Source organism: Salana multivorans (assembly GCF_003751805.1).
GTDB lineage: Bacteria > Actinomycetota > Actinomycetes > Actinomycetales > Beutenbergiaceae > Salana > Salana multivorans.
This window is the reverse complement of the sequence record NZ_RKHQ01000001.1, coordinates 2,258,083-2,272,603: the sequence shown is the minus strand read 5'-3', so window position 1 is coordinate 2,272,603 and position 14,521 is coordinate 2,258,083. Positions and strand designations below refer to the sequence as shown.

At 70.5% G+C, this 14,521-nt stretch carries 25 protein-coding genes; all 25 read right to left on the bottom strand.

Going from position 1 to position 14,521, the window contains the following annotated elements:
- Positions 1 to 144: 144 nt before the first annotated feature.
- The 25 genes from rplO to EDD28_RS09605 all read right to left on the bottom strand — a co-directional run bounded on the left by rplO (position 145) and on the right by EDD28_RS09605 (position 14,485).
- Entirely contained in the window at positions 145 to 831 is a 687-nt protein-coding gene (gene rplO, locus EDD28_RS09725; RefSeq protein WP_123739423.1) for a 50S ribosomal protein L15, read from the bottom strand.
- Complete coding sequence (gene rpmD / locus EDD28_RS09720) at positions 831 to 1,013, bottom strand: 50S ribosomal protein L30 (RefSeq protein WP_123739422.1); 183 nt, start codon at positions 1,011 to 1,013, stop codon at positions 831 to 833. The genes rplO and rpmD overlap by 1 nt, the downstream gene beginning before the upstream one ends.
- On the bottom strand, positions 1,013 to 1,705 hold the full coding sequence (rpsE, locus tag EDD28_RS09715) for a 30S ribosomal protein S5 (RefSeq protein WP_123739421.1): 693 nt from the start codon (positions 1,703 to 1,705) through the stop codon (positions 1,013 to 1,015). Before rpsE ends, rpmD begins: the two co-directional genes overlap by 1 nt.
- A gap of 28 nt (positions 1,706 to 1,733) precedes the next feature.
- On the bottom strand, positions 1,734 to 2,111 hold the full coding sequence (rplR, locus tag EDD28_RS09710) for a 50S ribosomal protein L18 (protein ID WP_123739420.1): 378 nt from the start codon (positions 2,109 to 2,111) through the stop codon (positions 1,734 to 1,736).
- A 2-nt stretch (positions 2,112 to 2,113) separates the two neighbouring features.
- Positions 2,114 to 2,650 (bottom strand): 50S ribosomal protein L6, encoded by a 537-nt coding sequence (gene rplF, locus EDD28_RS09705; protein WP_123739419.1) that lies wholly within the window; start codon positions 2,648 to 2,650, stop codon positions 2,114 to 2,116.
- Positions 2,651 to 2,664: 14 nt separating this feature from the next.
- Positions 2,665 to 3,063: a 30S ribosomal protein S8 gene (gene rpsH, locus EDD28_RS09700; protein ID WP_123739418.1), complete on the bottom strand. Its 399-nt coding sequence runs from the start codon at positions 3,061 to 3,063 to the stop codon at positions 2,665 to 2,667.
- Positions 3,064 to 3,138: 75 nt separating this feature from the next.
- A complete protein-coding gene (locus EDD28_RS09695) occupies positions 3,139 to 3,324 on the bottom strand; it encodes a type Z 30S ribosomal protein S14 (protein WP_123739417.1) in 186 nt (61 codons plus the stop codon).
- Position 3,325: 1 nt separating this feature from the next.
- Positions 3,326 to 3,922: a 50S ribosomal protein L5 gene (rplE, locus tag EDD28_RS09690; protein ID WP_123739416.1), complete on the bottom strand. Its 597-nt coding sequence runs from the start codon at positions 3,920 to 3,922 to the stop codon at positions 3,326 to 3,328.
- Entirely contained in the window at positions 3,922 to 4,263 is a 342-nt protein-coding gene (rplX, locus tag EDD28_RS09685) for a 50S ribosomal protein L24 (protein ID WP_123739415.1), read from the bottom strand. The genes rplE and rplX overlap by 1 nt, the downstream gene beginning before the upstream one ends.
- A 3-nt stretch (positions 4,264 to 4,266) precedes the next feature.
- Entirely contained in the window at positions 4,267 to 4,635 is a 369-nt protein-coding gene (gene rplN, locus EDD28_RS09680; RefSeq protein WP_123739414.1) for a 50S ribosomal protein L14, read from the bottom strand.
- A gap of 85 nt (positions 4,636 to 4,720) precedes the next feature.
- The gene (gene rpsQ / locus EDD28_RS09675; protein ID WP_123740040.1) at positions 4,721 to 5,041 is read right to left on the bottom strand and encodes a 30S ribosomal protein S17; all 321 of its coding nucleotides are present in this window, start codon (positions 5,039 to 5,041) and stop codon (positions 4,721 to 4,723) included.
- An 11-nt stretch (positions 5,042 to 5,052) separates the two neighbouring features.
- Positions 5,053 to 5,292: a 50S ribosomal protein L29 gene (gene rpmC, locus EDD28_RS09670; RefSeq protein ID WP_123739413.1), complete on the bottom strand. Its 240-nt coding sequence runs from the start codon at positions 5,290 to 5,292 to the stop codon at positions 5,053 to 5,055.
- Complete coding sequence (gene rplP / locus EDD28_RS09665) at positions 5,292 to 5,711, bottom strand: 50S ribosomal protein L16 (protein ID WP_123739412.1); 420 nt, start codon at positions 5,709 to 5,711, stop codon at positions 5,292 to 5,294. Before rplP ends, rpmC begins: the two co-directional genes overlap by 1 nt.
- A gap of 4 nt (positions 5,712 to 5,715) precedes the next feature.
- Positions 5,716 to 6,528, bottom strand: coding sequence for a 30S ribosomal protein S3 (gene rpsC, locus EDD28_RS09660; RefSeq protein WP_123739411.1), 813 nt, complete (start codon positions 6,526 to 6,528; stop codon positions 5,716 to 5,718).
- Complete coding sequence (gene rplV / locus EDD28_RS09655) at positions 6,528 to 6,887, bottom strand: 50S ribosomal protein L22 (RefSeq protein ID WP_123739410.1); 360 nt, start codon at positions 6,885 to 6,887, stop codon at positions 6,528 to 6,530. Before rplV ends, rpsC begins: the two co-directional genes overlap by 1 nt.
- 53 nt (positions 6,888 to 6,940) lie before the next feature.
- Positions 6,941 to 7,222 (bottom strand): 30S ribosomal protein S19, encoded by a 282-nt coding sequence (rpsS, locus tag EDD28_RS09650; RefSeq protein WP_123739409.1) that lies wholly within the window; start codon positions 7,220 to 7,222, stop codon positions 6,941 to 6,943.
- Positions 7,223 to 7,237: 15 nt separating this feature from the next.
- The gene (gene rplB / locus EDD28_RS09645) at positions 7,238 to 8,074 is read right to left on the bottom strand and encodes a 50S ribosomal protein L2 (protein WP_123739408.1); all 837 of its coding nucleotides are present in this window, start codon (positions 8,072 to 8,074) and stop codon (positions 7,238 to 7,240) included.
- 31 nt (positions 8,075 to 8,105) lie between these two features.
- A complete protein-coding gene (gene rplW, locus EDD28_RS09640; RefSeq protein WP_123740039.1) occupies positions 8,106 to 8,402 on the bottom strand; it encodes a 50S ribosomal protein L23 in 297 nt (98 codons plus the stop codon).
- Between the two features lie 5 nt (positions 8,403 to 8,407).
- Positions 8,408 to 9,058 (bottom strand): 50S ribosomal protein L4, encoded by a 651-nt coding sequence (rplD, locus tag EDD28_RS09635; protein ID WP_123739407.1) that lies wholly within the window; start codon positions 9,056 to 9,058, stop codon positions 8,408 to 8,410.
- A 1-nt stretch (position 9,059) separates the two neighbouring features.
- Positions 9,060 to 9,713 (bottom strand): 50S ribosomal protein L3, encoded by a 654-nt coding sequence (rplC, locus tag EDD28_RS09630; RefSeq protein WP_123739406.1) that lies wholly within the window; start codon positions 9,711 to 9,713, stop codon positions 9,060 to 9,062.
- Between the two features lie 11 nt (positions 9,714 to 9,724).
- A complete protein-coding gene (gene rpsJ, locus EDD28_RS09625) occupies positions 9,725 to 10,033 on the bottom strand; it encodes a 30S ribosomal protein S10 (protein WP_015883628.1) in 309 nt (102 codons plus the stop codon).
- 875 nt (positions 10,034 to 10,908) lie between these two features.
- Positions 10,909 to 11,964: a type IV toxin-antitoxin system AbiEi family antitoxin domain-containing protein gene (locus EDD28_RS09620; protein WP_123739405.1), complete on the bottom strand. Its 1,056-nt coding sequence runs from the start codon at positions 11,962 to 11,964 to the stop codon at positions 10,909 to 10,911.
- Positions 11,965 to 12,504: 540 nt separating this feature from the next.
- Positions 12,505 to 13,200, bottom strand: coding sequence for a hypothetical protein (locus EDD28_RS09615; RefSeq protein WP_123739404.1), 696 nt, complete (start codon positions 13,198 to 13,200; stop codon positions 12,505 to 12,507).
- Positions 13,197 to 14,084, bottom strand: coding sequence for an ABC transporter ATP-binding protein (locus tag EDD28_RS09610; protein WP_123739403.1), 888 nt, complete (start codon positions 14,082 to 14,084; stop codon positions 13,197 to 13,199). The genes EDD28_RS09615 and EDD28_RS09610 overlap by 4 nt, the downstream gene beginning before the upstream one ends.
- The gene (locus tag EDD28_RS09605) at positions 14,081 to 14,485 is read right to left on the bottom strand and encodes a GntR family transcriptional regulator (protein ID WP_123739402.1); all 405 of its coding nucleotides are present in this window, start codon (positions 14,483 to 14,485) and stop codon (positions 14,081 to 14,083) included. The genes EDD28_RS09610 and EDD28_RS09605 overlap by 4 nt, the downstream gene beginning before the upstream one ends.
- Positions 14,486 to 14,521: the final 36 nt, after the last annotated feature.

The window sequence follows — 14,521 nt, the reverse complement described above, 5'->3', positions numbered from 1 at the left end:
GGACGTCCGTCCTGCCGGCGCGCGGCCGCGCGTGGGGAGCGTCCCCGTGCGGCCAGAGTCCACCCTAACGGCGTCGTGCCGCGGGTGGTGACGCGGAGGGCGGGTGGTGGCGCACGCGTGCGCCTCCACCCGCCCTCGCGATCATCAGGCCAGCGTCACCGTGCCGCCGGCGGCCTCGATCTTCTCCTTGGCCGACGCAGACGCGCGCTCGACCGTGATGTCGATCTTGACCGAGCCCAGGTCACCGGTGCCGAGCACCTTGACCGGGCGGCCCGAGCGCACCGCGCCCTTCGCCACGAGGTCGGCGACCGAGACGGCGCCGCCCTTCGGGAAGAGCTCGGCGAGCCGGTCCAGGTTCACGACCTGGTACTCCGTCCGGAACGGGTTCTTGAACCCACGGAGCTTGGGCAGACGCATGTGCATCGGCATCTGGCCGCCCTCGAAGCCGGCCGGCACCTGGTACCGGGCCTTCGTGCCCTTGGTACCGCGACCGGCCGTCTTGCCCTTGGAGCCCTCACCGCGACCGACGCGCGTGCGCGCCTGGTGCGAGCCGGGGGCGGGACGCAGGTGGTGCACGCGGAGGGCACGACCGGGAGCGTTCTCCTCGGTCTCCTCCGCCGCGGCCTTCGCCGGCTTCTTCGCGGCGGCCGGCTTCTCGGCCTTGGGAGCCGCCTCGGCCTTCGCGGCCTTGGGCGCCTTCGCGGCCTTCTCAGCCTTGGCCGGGGCCTCGACCGTCTCCGTCTTCGCCGCGGCCGCCTTCGAGCGGGCGGGCTTCTTGACGGGGGCGTCGGTGGCCTCGGTCACCTCGGCTGCCTTCTTCGACTCTGCCATCAGTCGACCTCCTCGACCTTCACCAGGTGGTCGACCACCCGGATCATGCCGCGCACCTGCTGGGAGTCCTCGCGGACCGTCGAACGGCCGATCTTGCCGAGGCCCAGGGTGCGCAGCGTCTCACGCTGCTTGTGCTTGCCGCCGATGGCGGAGCCCGTCTGGGTGATCTTCAGCTCAGCCATCACGCCACCCCCGCCTTGATCTTGGCGGCGGCCTCGGCGCGAGCCGCGGCCTGCGCCCGAAGGATCGGGGCCGGCACGACGTCCTCGACGGGGAGACCCCGGCGGGCCGCGACGGCCTCCGGCTCCTCGAGCTCCTTGAGCGCCGCGACCGTCGCGTGGACGATGTTGATCGAGTTCGAGGACCCGAGCGACTTGCTCAGCACGTCGTGGATCCCGGCGCAGTCCAGCACGGCGCGCACCGGACCGCCGGCGATGACGCCGGTACCGGGGGACGCCGGGCGGAGGACGACGACGCCTGCGGCGGCCTCGCCCTGCACCGGGTGCGGGATGGTCGAACCGATCCGGGGAACCCGGAAGAAGTTCTTCTTGGCCTCCTCGACACCCTTGGCGATCGCCGCGGGCACCTCCTTGGCCTTGCCGTAGCCGACGCCGACCGTGCCGTCGCCGTCACCGACGACCACGAGGGCGGTGAAGGAGAACCGACGTCCACCCTTCACGACCTTCGCGACGCGGTTGATCGTCACGACGCGCTCGACGAACTGGCTGCGCTCGGCGTCGCGGCCACCGCGCTCGCCGCGACCTCCGCGGTCGGACCGGCCGCCGCGACCGCCGCGGTCGTTGCGGTCGCCCGAGCGCTCGTTCTCGTTGCCGCCGGTCTGACCGGCGGTCCTGCTGCGCTGCGGTGCAGCCATCAGACGTTCCTCTCCTGCTTCTGGTTCATCACAGCGTCAGGCCTCCCTCGCGGGCGCCGTCGGCCACCGCCGCGACGCGACCGTGGTAGGCGTTGCCGCCCCGGTCGAACACGGCGGCGGTCACACCGGCGGCGACGCCGCGCTCGGCGACCAGCTTGCCGACGGTCTTCGCCTTGACGGTCTTCTCCTCGGACGAGGCACGCAGCTCCGGCTCGAGGGTCGAGGCCGAGGCGATCGTGGTGCCCGTGGAGTCGTCCACCAGCTGCGCCACCATGTGACGCGCGCTGCGGGTGACGACCAGACGCGGACGCTCGGCCGTGCCGACGAGGTGCTTGCGCACCCGCAGGTGACGACGCTTGCGCGCGGTGGCCTTGGACTTCCCGGCGTTCTTGATCGAGATGACCATGGTCACTTACCAGCCTTTCCGACCTTGCGGCGGACCTGCTCGCCCGCGTAGCGCACGCCCTTGCCCTTGTAGGGCTCGGGCTTGCGGATCTTCCGGATGTTGGCCGCAACCTCACCGACCTGCTGCTTGTCGATGCCGGACACCGAGAACCTGGTGGCGCCCTCGACCGTGAACGTGATGCCCTCGGGGGGCGTCACGACGACCGGGTGGCTGAAGCCGAGCGCGAACTCGAGGTCCTTGCCCTTCGCCACGACGCGGTACCCGGTCCCGACGATCTCGAGCTTCTTCTCGTAGCCCTCGGTCACCCCGATGACGAGGTTGGCCAGGAGCGTGCGGGTGAGGCCGTGCAGCGAGCGCGAGGCGCGCTCGTCGTCCGGGCGGGTCACCACGAGCGTGCCGTCCTCGAGCGCGACCTGGATCGGCTCCGGGATCCGGTGCGTCAGGGTGCCCTTGGGGCCCTTGATCGTCACGACCCGGTTCTCGATCGTCGCGTCGACGGCGGCGGGAACCACGACGGGGATCTTCCCAATGCGGGACATGTCAGGTTCCTCCCTTACCAGACGTAGGCGAGGACTTCCCCACCCACGCCCTTCTGCGCTGCCTGACGGTCGGTGAGGAGGCCGGAGGACGTGGACAGGATCGCCACGCCAAGGCCGCCGAGCACCTTCGGCAGGTTGGTCGACTTGGCGTACACCCGCAGACCGGGCTTGGACACCCGGCGGACACCGGCGAGCGAACGCTCGCGCTGCGGGCCGTACTTCAGGACGAGCACGAGGTTCTTGCCGACCTCGGCGTCCTCGACGCGCCACCCCGAGATGTAGCCCTCACGCTGGAGGATCTCGGCGATACGCGCCTTGAGCTTCGAGTACGGCATGGTCACCGACTCGTGGTACGCGGAGTTCGCGTTGCGCAGACGCGTCAGCATGTCTGCGATGGGGTCTGTCATCGTCATGGGCTCGTCGCCCTTCCTCACCGTGGTTTCCCCCACGCGGCACGTGTGCACGCGTGGGGACCTGCGGCGTAGTTGTTACCAGCTGCTCTTCGTGATGCCAGGGAGCTGGCCGGCGAGGGCCATCTCACGCAGGCAGATGCGGCACAGGCCGAACTTGCGGTACACCGAGCGGGGACGCCCGCACCGGTTGCAGCGCGAGTACGCGCGGACCGCGAACTTCGGCTTCGCGGCGGCCTTGTTGACCAGCGCGGTCTTCGCCATGTCAGTTCTCCTTGAACGGGAAGCCGAGGCGGCGCAGGAGCGCGCGGCCCTCGTCATCGGTCGTGGCCGACGTCACGACCGTGATGTCCATACCGCGGACCCGGTCGATCGTGTCCTGGTCGATCTCGTGGAACATCGACTGCTCCGTGAGACCGAAGGTGTAGTTCCCGCGCCCGTCGAACTGCTTGGGCTCGAGGCCACGGAAGTCGCGGATGCGCGGGAGGGCGATCGACAGCAGTCGGTCGAGGAACTCCCACATCCGGTCCCCGCGCAGCGTGGTGTGCGCGCCGATCGGCTGACCCTCGCGCAGCTTGAACTGCGCGATGGACTTGCGGGCCTTGGTGACCTGCGGCTTCTGCCCCGTGATGAGGGAGAGGTCGCGGATCGCACCCTCGATGAGCTTGGAGTCGCGGGCCGCGTCACCGACACCCATGTTCACGACGACCTTGACGACGCCGGGAACCTGCATGACGTTCGCGAACGAGAACTCCTCGCGCAGCGCGGGGACGATCTCCTCGCGGTAGCGCGTCTTGAGTCGGGGGGTCACCTTCTCGGCGGCCTCCGCGACCTCGACGGTCTCGATGGTGGTCTCAGACATCACACGTCCTTACCGGAGCGCTTGGCGAAGCGGACCCGAACGGTCTTCGTGCGGCCGTCGCGCTCGACTTCCTCGGTGCGGTAGCCCACCCGGGTGCCCTTCTTGGTCTCCGGGTCGACGAGCATCACGTTGCTGATGTGGATCGGGGCCTCGATCGTCTCGATGCCGCCGGTCCGGGAACCGCGCTGGGTCTGGGAGACCTTGGTGTGCTTCGTCACCCGGTTGATGCCCTCGACGATGACGCGGTCGTCCTTGTGGACGACCTTGAGCACACGGCCCTGCTTGCCCTTGTCGGAACCCGAGATGACGACGACGAGGTCGCCCTCCTTGATCTTCGCCATGGGTCAGATCACCTCCGGAGCCAGGGACACGATGCGCATGAACTTCTTGTCACGCAGCTCCCGCCCGACCGGGCCGAAGATGCGGGTACCACGGGGCTCGCCGTCGGCCTTGAGGATGACGGCGGCGTTCTCGTCGAAACGGATGTAGGAACCGTCCGGACGGCGGCGCTCCTTGCGGGTGCGCACGACGACGGCCTTGACGACGTCGCCCTTCTTGACGTTCCCGCCGGGGATGGCGTCCTTGACGGTGGCGACGATCACGTCACCGATGCCGGCGTAGCGACGGCCAGAGCCCCCGAGCACACGGATGCAGAGAATCTCCTTCGCACCCGTGTTGTCGGCGACCTTGAGTCGCGACTCCTGCTGAATCATTCACTTGCTCCTGTCGTCGTGCTGGTTCTCGGTGCGCCCACCGGGTGGGCGCACCGGGCCTTGCCGAACGGATACTGGACGGCTCTCAGCGAGCCTTCTCGAGGATCTCCACCACGCGCCACCGCTTGGTGGCCGAGAGCGGACGGGTCTCCATGATGAGGACGAGGTCGCCGATGCCGGCGGTCTCGAGCTCGTCGTGCGCCTTCACCTTCGCGGTGCGGCGGATGACCTTGCCGTAGAGCGGGTGCTTGACCCGGTCCTCGAGCTCGACCACGACGGTCTTGGTCATCTTGTCGCTCACCACGTAGCCCTGGCGGGTCTTGCGGTAGTCGCGGTCACCGCCGTGACCGAGGCGGCTCGCCTCGGCCGAGGCGTCCTCGACCACGGGGGTCTCGTTCTTGGCCATCTTCTCCTCGCTCACTTCACGCTCGTCGGAGCGGTGCGGATACCGAGCTCGCGCTCACGCATCACGGTGTAGATCCGCGCGATGTCACGACGGACCTCCTTGAGCCGGCTGTTGGAGTCGAGCTGACCGGTCGCTGCGGCGAACCGCAGGTGGAACAGCTCGTCCTTCGCCTTGCGCAGCTCGGCGACGAGGCGCTCGTCGTCCATGCCGTCGAGCTCGGTCGTGGCCAGGTCCTTCGAACCAACTGCCATCAGGAGTCACCACCCTCACGGCGCACGAAGCGCGTCTTCATCGGGAGCTTGTGCATGGCGCGAAGCATGGCCTCGCGAGCCAGCGGCTCGGGAACGCCGGCGAGCTCGAACATGACGCGGCCGGGCTTGATGTTGGCGATCCACCACTCGACGGAACCCTTGCCGGAGCCCATGCGGGTCTCGGCCGGCTTCTTGGTGAGGGGGCGGTCCGGGTACACGTTGATCCAGACCTTGCCGCCACGCTTGACGTGACGGGTCATGGCGATACGGGCCGCCTCGATCTGGCGGTTGGTGAGGTACCCGCCCTCGACCGCCTGGATGCCGTAGTCGCCGAACGCGATCTGGGTCCCGCCCTTGGCGGCACCCGTGCGCTTGGGGTGGTGCTGCTTACGGTGCTTGGTCCGACGAGGGATCAGCATGTCCTCAGCCCTCCGTTCCGGTGCTGGGGGCGGCAGCCGGCGCGGCCTCGGCGGCCGGCGCGGCAGCGTCGTCCGTGCGACGTCCGCCGCGCGGACGGTCACCACGGTCGCCGCGCTCGCCACGCTCACGACGGGGCCGCGAGGCGGCGCCAGCCGCCTGCTCGGCCGCGTACTCGCGCTCGGTCTGGTCGCCCTTGTAGATCCACACCTTCACGCCGATGCGGCCGAAGGCGGTGCGGGCCTCGAAGAACCCGTAGTCGATGTTCGCGCGAAGCGTGTGCAGCGGCACCCGGCCCTCGCGGTAGAACTCCTTGCGGCTCATCTCCGCGCCACCGAGGCGGCCGGAGCACTGCACCCGGATGCCCTTGGCACCGGCGCGCTGCGCCGACTGGATGGCCTTGCGCATGGCGCGACGGAACGCGACGCGGGACGCGAGCTGCTCCGCGATGCCCTGAGCCACGAGCTGGGCGTCCAGCTCGGGGTTGGAGGCCTCGTGGATGTTGAGCTGCACCTGCTTGCCCGTGAGCTTCTCGAGCTCCGTGCGCAGGCGGTCCGCCTCGGCGCCGCGGCGGCCGATGACGATGCCCGGGCGAGCCGTGTAGAGCGTGATCGTCACGCGGTCACGGGTGCGCTCGATCTGCACCTTGGCGATGCCGGCGCGCTCGAGACCCTCGGTGAGGAGCTTGCGGATCTGCACGTCCTCGCGCACGAAGTCGGCGTAGCGCTGGCCGGCCTTCGTCGAGTCCGCGAACCACTTGCTGCGGTGCTCGGTCGTGATGCCGAGGCGGAAACCGAGCGGGTTGACCTTCTGACCCATCAGCGAACCTCTTCCTTGGCAGCGACGATGACCGTGATGTGGCTGGTGCGCTTGAGGATCCGGTTCGCCCGGCCCTGCGCCCGGGGCTGGATCCGCTTGAGGGTCGGGCCCTCGTCGACGAACGCCTCCGCGACCACGAGCTCGCTCGGGTCGAACCGCTCGCTGGCGGCGTCGGCCTTCACCCGGGCGTTGGCGATCGCGCTGGCGACCACCTTGCGCACGTCCGAGGCCACGGCCTGCGGCGCGAACGTGAGCATGGCGACGGCCTCCTCGGCCCCCTTGCCACGGATGGTGTCCACGACGCGGCGAGCCTTGCGGGGCGTGACGCGGACGTACCGCGCCTGCGCCTTGGCTTCCATGTGTCTGTCCTTCTTCTTGTGACCGTCAGGGCACCTGCTGCTGACCCAAGGGGTCAGCGGCGGCGCGCCTTCCGGTCGTCCTTGTCGTGTCCACGGTAGGTACGCGTCGGGGCGAACTCACCGAGCTTGTGTCCGACCATCGACTCGGTCACGAAGACCGGGACGTGCTTGCGGCCGTCGTGCACCGCAAACGTGTGGCCGAGGAAGTCCGGCGTGATCATCGAGCGACGAGACCACGTCTTGATGACGTTCTGCGTGCCCTTCTCGTTCTGCGCGTCCACCTTCTTCTGCAGGTGGGCGTCCACGAAGGGGCCCTTCTTCAGGCTGCGAGGCATGCTCCGTACTCCCTATCAGCGCTTCTTGCCGGTACGCCGACGGCGCACGATGAGCTTGTCGCTCGGCTTGCCCGGACGACGGGTGCGGCCCTCGGGCTTGCCCCAGGGGCTCACGGGGTGGCGACCACCGGACGTCTTGCCCTCACCACCACCGTGCGGGTGGTCGACCGGGTTCATGGCGACACCGCGGACGGTCGGGCGCTTGCCCTTCCAGCGCATGCGGCCGGCCTTGCCCCAGTTGATGTTCGACTGCTCGGCGTTGCCGACCTCGCCGACGGTCGCGCGGCAGCGCGCGTCGACGTTGCGGATCTCGCCGGACGGCATGCGCAGCTGCGCGTACGGGCCGTCCTTCGCGACGAGCTGCACGGACACACCGGCCGAGCGGGCGATCTTCGCGCCGCCACCGGGCCGCAGCTCGATGGCGTGGATGACCGTACCGGTCGGGATGTTGCGCAGCGGCAGGTTGTTGCCCGGCTTGATGTCCGCGCTGGGGCCCTGCTCGATGCGGTCGCCCTGACGCAGCTTGTTCGGCGCGATGATGTAGCGCTTCTCGCCGTCGGCGTAGTGCAGGAGCGCGATGCGCGCCGTGCGGTTGGGGTCGTACTCGATGTGAGCGACCGTGGCCGGCACGCCGTCCTTGTCGTGGCGACGGAAGTCGATGACGCGGTAGGCGCGCTTGTGGCCGCCGCCCTTGTGTCGCGACGTCACCCGACCGGAGGCGTTGCGGCCCCCGGACTTGGACAGCGGACGGACCAGCGACTTCTCCGGCGTCGACCGAGTGATCTCGACGAAGTCGGCGACGGACGAGCCGCGGCGGCCCGGCGTCGTCGGCTTGTACTTACGGATTCCCATGTCTGTGAGTCCTTCTATCCCTCGCCGCGGCTCACGCCGTGCCGAAGATGTCGATGGTGCCCTCGCGCAGCGTGACGATCGCGCGCTTGGTGTCCTTGCGCTTGCCGAGGCCGGCGCGCGTCCGCCGGGTCTTGCCCGGGCGGTTCAGCGTGTTGACGTCGGCGACCTTGACCCCGAACACCTTCTCGACCGCGATCTTGATCTCGGTCTTGTTCGCGTCCGGGTGGACGAGGAAGGTGTACTTGCCCTGGTCGAGCAGGTTGTAGCTCTTCTCGGAGACGACCGGCGCGATCAGGATGTCGTGCGGGTCCCGTCCGAGGTTGCCGATGACGCTCACTTGGCAGCCTCCTCAGCCTTGAGCTCGACCGGCTCGCTCAGGAACGAGGCGAGGGCGGACGAGGTGAACACGACGTCGTCGTTGACGAGGACGTCGTAGGTGTTGAGCTGGTCCGGGGAGATGAGGTGGATCTCCGGGACGTTGCGAAGGCTGAGCCACGCGAGGTCGTCGTCGCGCGAGACGACGGCGAGGATGCGCGGGGCCCGCGACGCAGCGCGGAGCACGGCGAGCGCGGCCTTCGTCGACGGCGCCTCGAGGCCGAAGCCCTCGACGACGTGGACGCGGTTCGCGCGAGCGCGGTCCGAGAGCGCGCCACGCAGGGCGGCGGCCTTCATCTTCTTGGGGGTGCGCTGGCTGTAGTCGCGCGGCGTCGGGCCGTGGACGACACCACCGCCGGCGAACTGCGGCGCGCGGGTCGAGCCCTGACGGGCGCGGCCGGTGCCCTTCTGCTTGTACGGCTTCTTGCCGCCACCGCGAACCTCACCGCGGGTCTTCGTCTTGTGCGTGCCCTGGCGCGCGGCAGCGAGCTGGGCGACGACGACCTGGTGGATGAGCGGGATGTTCGTGGTGACGTCGAAGACCTCGGCGGGCAGCTCGGCCGTACCGGCCTTCTTGCCAGCGGCGTCGATGACGGCGATCGTGGTCATCTCAGGCCCCCTTCACGGCGCTGCGGACGACGACGAGCGAGCCCTTGGGGCCCGGCACGGGGCCAGCGATGAGCAGGAGGCCCTTCGCGGCGTCGACGGCCTGGATGGTCAGGTTCTGGATGGTCGCGCGCTCGTGGCCCATGCGGCCGGCCATGCGCAGGCCGCGGAAGACGCGGGCGGGCGTGGACGCCCCACCGATCGAGCCGGGCTTGCGGTGGTTGCGGTGCGCACCGTGGGAGGCGGAGACGCCGGCGAAGCCGTGGCGCTTCATGACACCAGCGGTGCCCTTGCCCTTGGTCGTGCCGATGACGTCGATCTTCTGGCCGACCTCGAAGACGTCGGCGCCGAGCTCCTGGCCGGGCGTGAAGTCGGAGGCGTCGGCCGTGCGGATCTCGGCGACGTGACGGCGCGGCGTGATGCCGGCCTTGGCGAAGTGGCCCTGGAGGGGCTTCGTGACCTTGCGCGGGTCGATCTGCCCGAAGGCAAGCTGCACGGCGCTGTAGCCGTCGGTCTCGGGCGTGCGGATGGCCGACACGACGTTCGTCCCGACCTGGACGACGGTGACCGGGACGAGCTTCCCGGCCTCGTTCCAGACCTGGGTCATCCCGAGCTTCGTCCCGAGCAGCGCGGTCACGCTGGAAGTGGTGGAAGTCATGATGGGAAACCTCAGAGCTTGATCTCGATGTTGACGTCGGCCGGCAGGTCGAGACGCATGAGCGAGTCGACGGCCTTCGGCGTCGGGTCGATGATGTCGATGAGGCGCTTGTGCGTCCGCATCTCGAAGTGGTCGCGGCTGTCCTTGTACTTGTGGGGAGAACGGATCACACAGAACACGTTCTTCTCCGTCGGCAGCGGCACGGGGCCAACCACCGTCGCACCGGCCCGGGTCACCGTGTCGACGATCTTCCGCGCCGAGCTGTCGATGACCTCGTGGTCGTAGGACTTGAGCCGGATGCGGATCTTCTGTCCCGCCATGGCTGTCTGACTCTCTCTCGTCGTTACCGCTCGTGAACTGCTTGACCGACCCCCGCGCTCGGGCGTGTCGCCTTTGCGTCCCACCCCAGCGCCGCACACTCGCGCGTGCGAGCCGGTACTCGAGTCGGGGTCTTGGCCTGCGGCCCTCGGTGAGGTCCGGTCGGCCGGATGGTTGCCGCTCAGTCAATGACTGCCGGGCCCAAGGCCCGAGCGCGACGCCTGGGAGCAGCCGGCGGCATGACCACGCCGGCCATTTCTCAGGCCAGTCGATCTCGCCGTCTGCACGTCCAGCGCGCACGCACGAGCCTCGTTCCCACGAGGCAACCTGAACAGTCTGCCACACGCCTCGGGTTTCGGCCAACTCCGTTGACCACCCGGCGACGGTGACCCACCTCACCCCGGCCGTGGGCCGTCGGGGGCGCCGATGGGCGGACTGCCGCGGCCACCGGATCCGCCGTGGCCACCCTGCAACCGGATCGCGGTCCCGACCCGGTTGCCCCGTGGCCACCAGCTCCACCGCGGCCACCCTGCAACCGGATCGCGGTCCCGACCCGGTTGCCCCGTGGCCACCAGCTCCACCGTGGCCACCCCCAGAACCGGATCGCCGACCCGACCCGGTCGCCCCGTGGCCACCGCGCTCGCAGCGTCCACCCGATCCGCCGTGGCCACCCTGCACCCGGGTTGCCGTCCCCGCCCGGTCTACTCGTAGCCACCGGATCCGCCGTGGCCGTCCACCCGCCGTGACCACCGTGCAACCGGGTCGCCGCCCCCGCCCGGTCCACTCGTAGCTACCGGATCCGCCGTGGCCACCCCAGGACCGGATTGCTGACCGGACCCGGTTGCCCCCTGGCCACCAGACGCGCCGTGGCCAACGATCAAGCCACGGCTGGGGCGATCAGGCGACCTTCCTCCGCAAGGATCGTCAGGACGAGCCGCCAGATCACTCCCGTCGCGAGGTCCTCCCACGCGAAGTGGAGCACCCGGTGACCGAGTGCGACGAGCGCGCGATCGCGGGCGTTGTCGCGCTCGATGCCGGCGTCCCGTCGGTGATGCTCACCATCCAGCTCGACGACGAGAAGCCGCCCACCACCGAGCTCCCACACGAGGTCGCAGCGAGCGACCACCCGTCCGGTCTGATCTCGTACCCGCCGCTGGAGGTCGTCCGGCGGGACACCGTGGTCACGGCACTGCAGGCGAGCGCGCGTCTCGAACGGCGACTCGGCTCGATGGTCGACCAGCGCCCTCGCCTCGCGGAACACCCGCGCGCCTGGACGACCGGCGAGGACGAGCGTGGCGATGCGATCGAGGTCGCCGGTCCCGATCCGCCCCACATGAAGCGCGCTGTCGAGGATGCTCACCAGCGTGTCGCGATCGCAGAGTCGCGCCACCTGCGCGATCGCGAACGCGGGGGCGACGACCGTCAGGTCCTCCCAGAGCCGCAGCAGACCGGGGTGCCTGGGGCTCTCGCGGTCCGTCCGGACCCGTCGCACCCGCAGGCCAGGACGCGACCGCAGCCGGGCGGGAGGTCGACACGCCACCTCCGGGACGAAGTCGAGCGGCGCACCGTCGATCCCGGCGAGCGTGAGGGCGGCGAAGGCCGAGGGCACGACGTGGGGCCCCGACCACAGCACTGCGATCTGCGCACGCTGCTCGGTGGTGGCCCGCCAGTCCCGGTCCTCGACAGCCTCTGGCAGGACGAGGTACACCCCGTCGACGATCTCGGCCCAGCGGCCGGCGCCGACATGGCGAGCGATGCGACCCGGCGGAACGCCGCACTCGAGGAGCTGACGGCGCGACACGAGACCCAGCTGGGAGCTGGCGACGTCGAGGACGACCCTGGGGATGCGCTTGGCGCGCCCGTCCAGCGGCTGGCCCTCGGGGGTGAGCGCGAGCTGGGCGGTACGGAGTCGAGCGAGTGGCTGCGTCGTCATGACCCGAGGAAAGCCGAAGCGACGCTCCCACGCCGGCGGCCTGTGGACGACACCTCGTGTTCGAGCCCAAGCCGTGGCTGGGGACAACGGTCGACCCCGATGTCCCGGGACCGCCAGGGCCACCGTGGCGCCGAGTCTGACCGGCGAGCCGGTGGTGCGGGGGCCACCGCGGGAGCCGTGGCCACCACGGGACCGGGACCTCAGCCCGACCCGGCACCGCCGTGGCCACGGCGAGGTGCGAGGCGGTCCAGGGTGGCGAGGGTGCGCCGGTGGTGCGGGGGCCACCGCGGGAGCCGTGGCCACCACGGGACCGGGACCTCAGCCCGACCCAGCACCGCCGTGGCCACGGCGAGGTGCGAGGCGGTCCAGGGTGGCGAGGGTGCGCCGGTGGCGCGGCGGCGCGGTGATCCGGTGGCGCGGGGGCCACCGCGGTAGCCGTGGCCACCACGGGGCCGGGACGTCAGCCCGACCCGGCACCACCGTGGCCACGGCGAGCAGCGAGACGGCCAGAGATGGCAGGGGCCCGCCGGCAGCCGCGCCTCAGGGCACGGTCCGCCGCAGCGGCAGGTACGCCAGCCCGGCGAGCACCACCACCAGCAGCGCGCCCCAGCCGACCATGCCGGCCCACCCCTGGCCGACGATCCACCGCCCGACCGACCCCCAGCTCCCCGTGCTGGTGATGAGCCAGACCGCGAGCACGAGCACGGCGGCGACCGCCAGCAGCCCGACGACGAGCCACAGCGTGCCGAACCTCTTGAACACCGTCGCGGCGAGGAACCCGGTCACGAAGGCGAGCATCGCCATGACGAGGTAGAACGCGAACGCCAGCGGGATGCCCTCGTCCCACAGGCCCGGCAGCCGGGCGAACACACCGCCCAGCCCGAACCCGTCCGTCGCGTCCTCGACCAGGCCGATGACGACGAACACGACCGCGAGCAGAGCGGAGCCGCCGAGCGCGGCGAGCAGCGACCCGGTGTAGAACTCGCGCCGGGTCACGCTCATCGCCTGCGAGAAGGGGAACGTGAGCGTGAGCGACTGGATGCCGACCACGAGGAAGTACCACAGCGGCGCCTGCGCTCCCCCGCCGACCAGCGGCCCGTCCGCACCGGCGCTGCGCACGATGGCGTAGACGGCGTAGGTCAGCACGAAGGCGCCGCCGAGCACGAGGAGCGGGACCCAGACGAGCGTCTCGCGGTTGACGAGCTGCATCTTGACGACGTTGAGCGTGCGACTCATCGGAGTGCTCCTTCCTCGGCGGTCCGGGTGGTCCGGACCACGAGCTGCTGCAGGGAGACGGGCGAGACGTCGAGCCCGAGCTCGCGGAGCCGGACCCGGTCATCGGCGCTCAGCGCGCCGTACACGGTGGCGGCCAGCACGTGCCCGAGCCGCTCGCGGCCGATCACCTCCCGGCCGGCGACGAACCGCTCGACCGCGTCGGCGTCGCCGACGATCGTGGCCGCGCGGCCGCGCAGGTCGTCGGTCGGCTCGTCGAGCAGGACGCGCCCGCCGTCGAGCAGCACGACGCGCTCGATGAGCGAGGCGACCTCGTCGATGAGGTGCGAGGACAGGACGATCGTGCGCGGGTGCTCGGCGTAGTCCTCGAGCAGCCGGTCGTAGAACACCTGGCGGGCGACGGCGTCGAGCCCGAGGTAGGGCTCGTCGAAGAAGGTCAGCTCGGCGCGGCTCGCGAGCCCGAGGATCACCCCGACGCTGGAGAGCTGGCCGCGGGAGAGCTTCTTGATCCGCTTGTCGAGCGGGAGCCGGAACTCCGCGACCAGCTCGCGCGCCAGGTCCTCGTCCCAGCGGGGGAAGAACAGCCGGGCGATCGCGAACGCGTGGGCCGGCGTGGCGTCCTCGGGGTAGCGCTGGCTCTCCCGGACGAAGCACACGCGCTGCAGCACCCGCGCGTTCTCGTACGGCTCCTCGCCGAACACCCGGACCGAGCCCGAGGTGGCGAACGCCTGGGCGGTGAGGATCGACATCAGCGTCGTCTTGCCCGCGCCGTTGCGTCCCAGGAGCCCGTAGATCGCGTTCGGCTCCAGGGAGAGCGAGACGTCGTCGAGCGCGAGGGTCGTGCCGTACCGCTTGGTGAGGTGCTCGACCTCGATGACCGCCGTCATGATGCCTGTCCTTCCGGAGTGTGCGGGGTGTCGTGCGTGGGGAGCGACGAGCCGCGAGCCCGGACGAGCTCGACGACGTCGGCGGCGGTGAGACCGAGGGTGCGCGCCTCGCCGAGCAGCGGGTCGACGTACCGCTCGACCAGGGCGGCGCGGCGCTCCGCGAGCAGCGCGGCGCGCGCCCCCGTCGCCACGAACATCCCGATGCCGCGCTGCTTGTACAGCACGCCCTTCTCGACGAGGAGGCCGATGCCCTTGGCCGCGGTCGCCGGGTTGATCCGGTAGAAGGCGACGAGCTCGTTGGTCGACGGCGCGCGCCCCTCCTCCGCCAGCGCCCCCGAGACGATGGAGTCCTCCACCGCCTCGGCGACCTGGAGGAAGATCGGTCGGCTCTCGTCGAGCATCGCCCACTTCCCCTCTGGTTACCTACCCAACTAGGT

Coding starts and splice junctions, on each gene's coding strand:
- rplO (WP_123739423.1), bottom strand. CDS start 831: ATGGCAGAGTCGAAGAAGGCAGCCGAGGTGACCGAGGCCACCGACGCC.
- rpmD (WP_123739422.1), bottom strand. CDS start 1,013: ATGGCTGAGCTGAAGATCACCCAGACGGGCTCCGCCATCGGCGGCAAG.
- rpsE (WP_123739421.1), bottom strand. CDS start 1,705: ATGGCTGCACCGCAGCGCAGCAGGACCGCCGGTCAGACCGGCGGCAAC.
- rplR (WP_123739420.1), bottom strand. CDS start 2,111: ATGGTCATCTCGATCAAGAACGCCGGGAAGTCCAAGGCCACCGCGCGC.
- rplF (WP_123739419.1), bottom strand. CDS start 2,650: ATGTCCCGCATTGGGAAGATCCCCGTCGTGGTTCCCGCCGCCGTCGAC.
- rpsH (WP_123739418.1), bottom strand. CDS start 3,063: ATGACGATGACAGACCCCATCGCAGACATGCTGACGCGTCTGCGCAAC.
- EDD28_RS09695 (WP_123739417.1), bottom strand. CDS start 3,324: ATGGCGAAGACCGCGCTGGTCAACAAGGCCGCCGCGAAGCCGAAGTTC.
- rplE (WP_123739416.1), bottom strand. CDS start 3,922: ATGTCTGAGACCACCATCGAGACCGTCGAGGTCGCGGAGGCCGCCGAG.
- rplX (WP_123739415.1), bottom strand. CDS start 4,263: ATGGCGAAGATCAAGGAGGGCGACCTCGTCGTCGTCATCTCGGGTTCC.
- rplN (WP_123739414.1), bottom strand. CDS start 4,635: ATGATTCAGCAGGAGTCGCGACTCAAGGTCGCCGACAACACGGGTGCG.
- rpsQ (WP_123740040.1), bottom strand. CDS start 5,041: ATGGCCAAGAACGAGACCCCCGTGGTCGAGGACGCCTCGGCCGAGGCG.
- rpmC (WP_123739413.1), bottom strand. CDS start 5,292: ATGGCAGTTGGTTCGAAGGACCTGGCCACGACCGAGCTCGACGGCATG.
- rplP (WP_123739412.1), bottom strand. CDS start 5,711: ATGCTGATCCCTCGTCGGACCAAGCACCGTAAGCAGCACCACCCCAAG.
- rpsC (WP_123739411.1), bottom strand. CDS start 6,528: ATGGGTCAGAAGGTCAACCCGCTCGGTTTCCGCCTCGGCATCACGACC.
- rplV (WP_123739410.1), bottom strand. CDS start 6,887: ATGGAAGCCAAGGCGCAGGCGCGGTACGTCCGCGTCACGCCCCGCAAG.
- rpsS (WP_123739409.1), bottom strand. CDS start 7,222: ATGCCTCGCAGCCTGAAGAAGGGCCCCTTCGTGGACGCCCACCTGCAG.
- rplB (WP_123739408.1), bottom strand. CDS start 8,074: ATGGGAATCCGTAAGTACAAGCCGACGACGCCGGGCCGCCGCGGCTCG.
- rplD (WP_123739407.1), bottom strand. CDS start 9,058: ATGACCACGATCGCCGTCATCGACGCCGCTGGCAAGAAGGCCGGTACG.
- rplC (WP_123739406.1), bottom strand. CDS start 9,713: ATGACTTCCACCACTTCCAGCGTGACCGCGCTGCTCGGGACGAAGCTC.
- rpsJ (WP_015883628.1), bottom strand. CDS start 10,033: ATGGCGGGACAGAAGATCCGCATCCGGCTCAAGTCCTACGACCACGAG.
- EDD28_RS09620 (WP_123739405.1), bottom strand. CDS start 11,964: ATGACGACGCAGCCACTCGCTCGACTCCGTACCGCCCAGCTCGCGCTC.
- EDD28_RS09615 (WP_123739404.1), bottom strand. CDS start 13,200: ATGAGTCGCACGCTCAACGTCGTCAAGATGCAGCTCGTCAACCGCGAG.
- EDD28_RS09610 (WP_123739403.1), bottom strand. CDS start 14,084: ATGACGGCGGTCATCGAGGTCGAGCACCTCACCAAGCGGTACGGCACG.
- EDD28_RS09605 (WP_123739402.1), bottom strand. CDS start 14,485: ATGCTCGACGAGAGCCGACCGATCTTCCTCCAGGTCGCCGAGGCGGTG.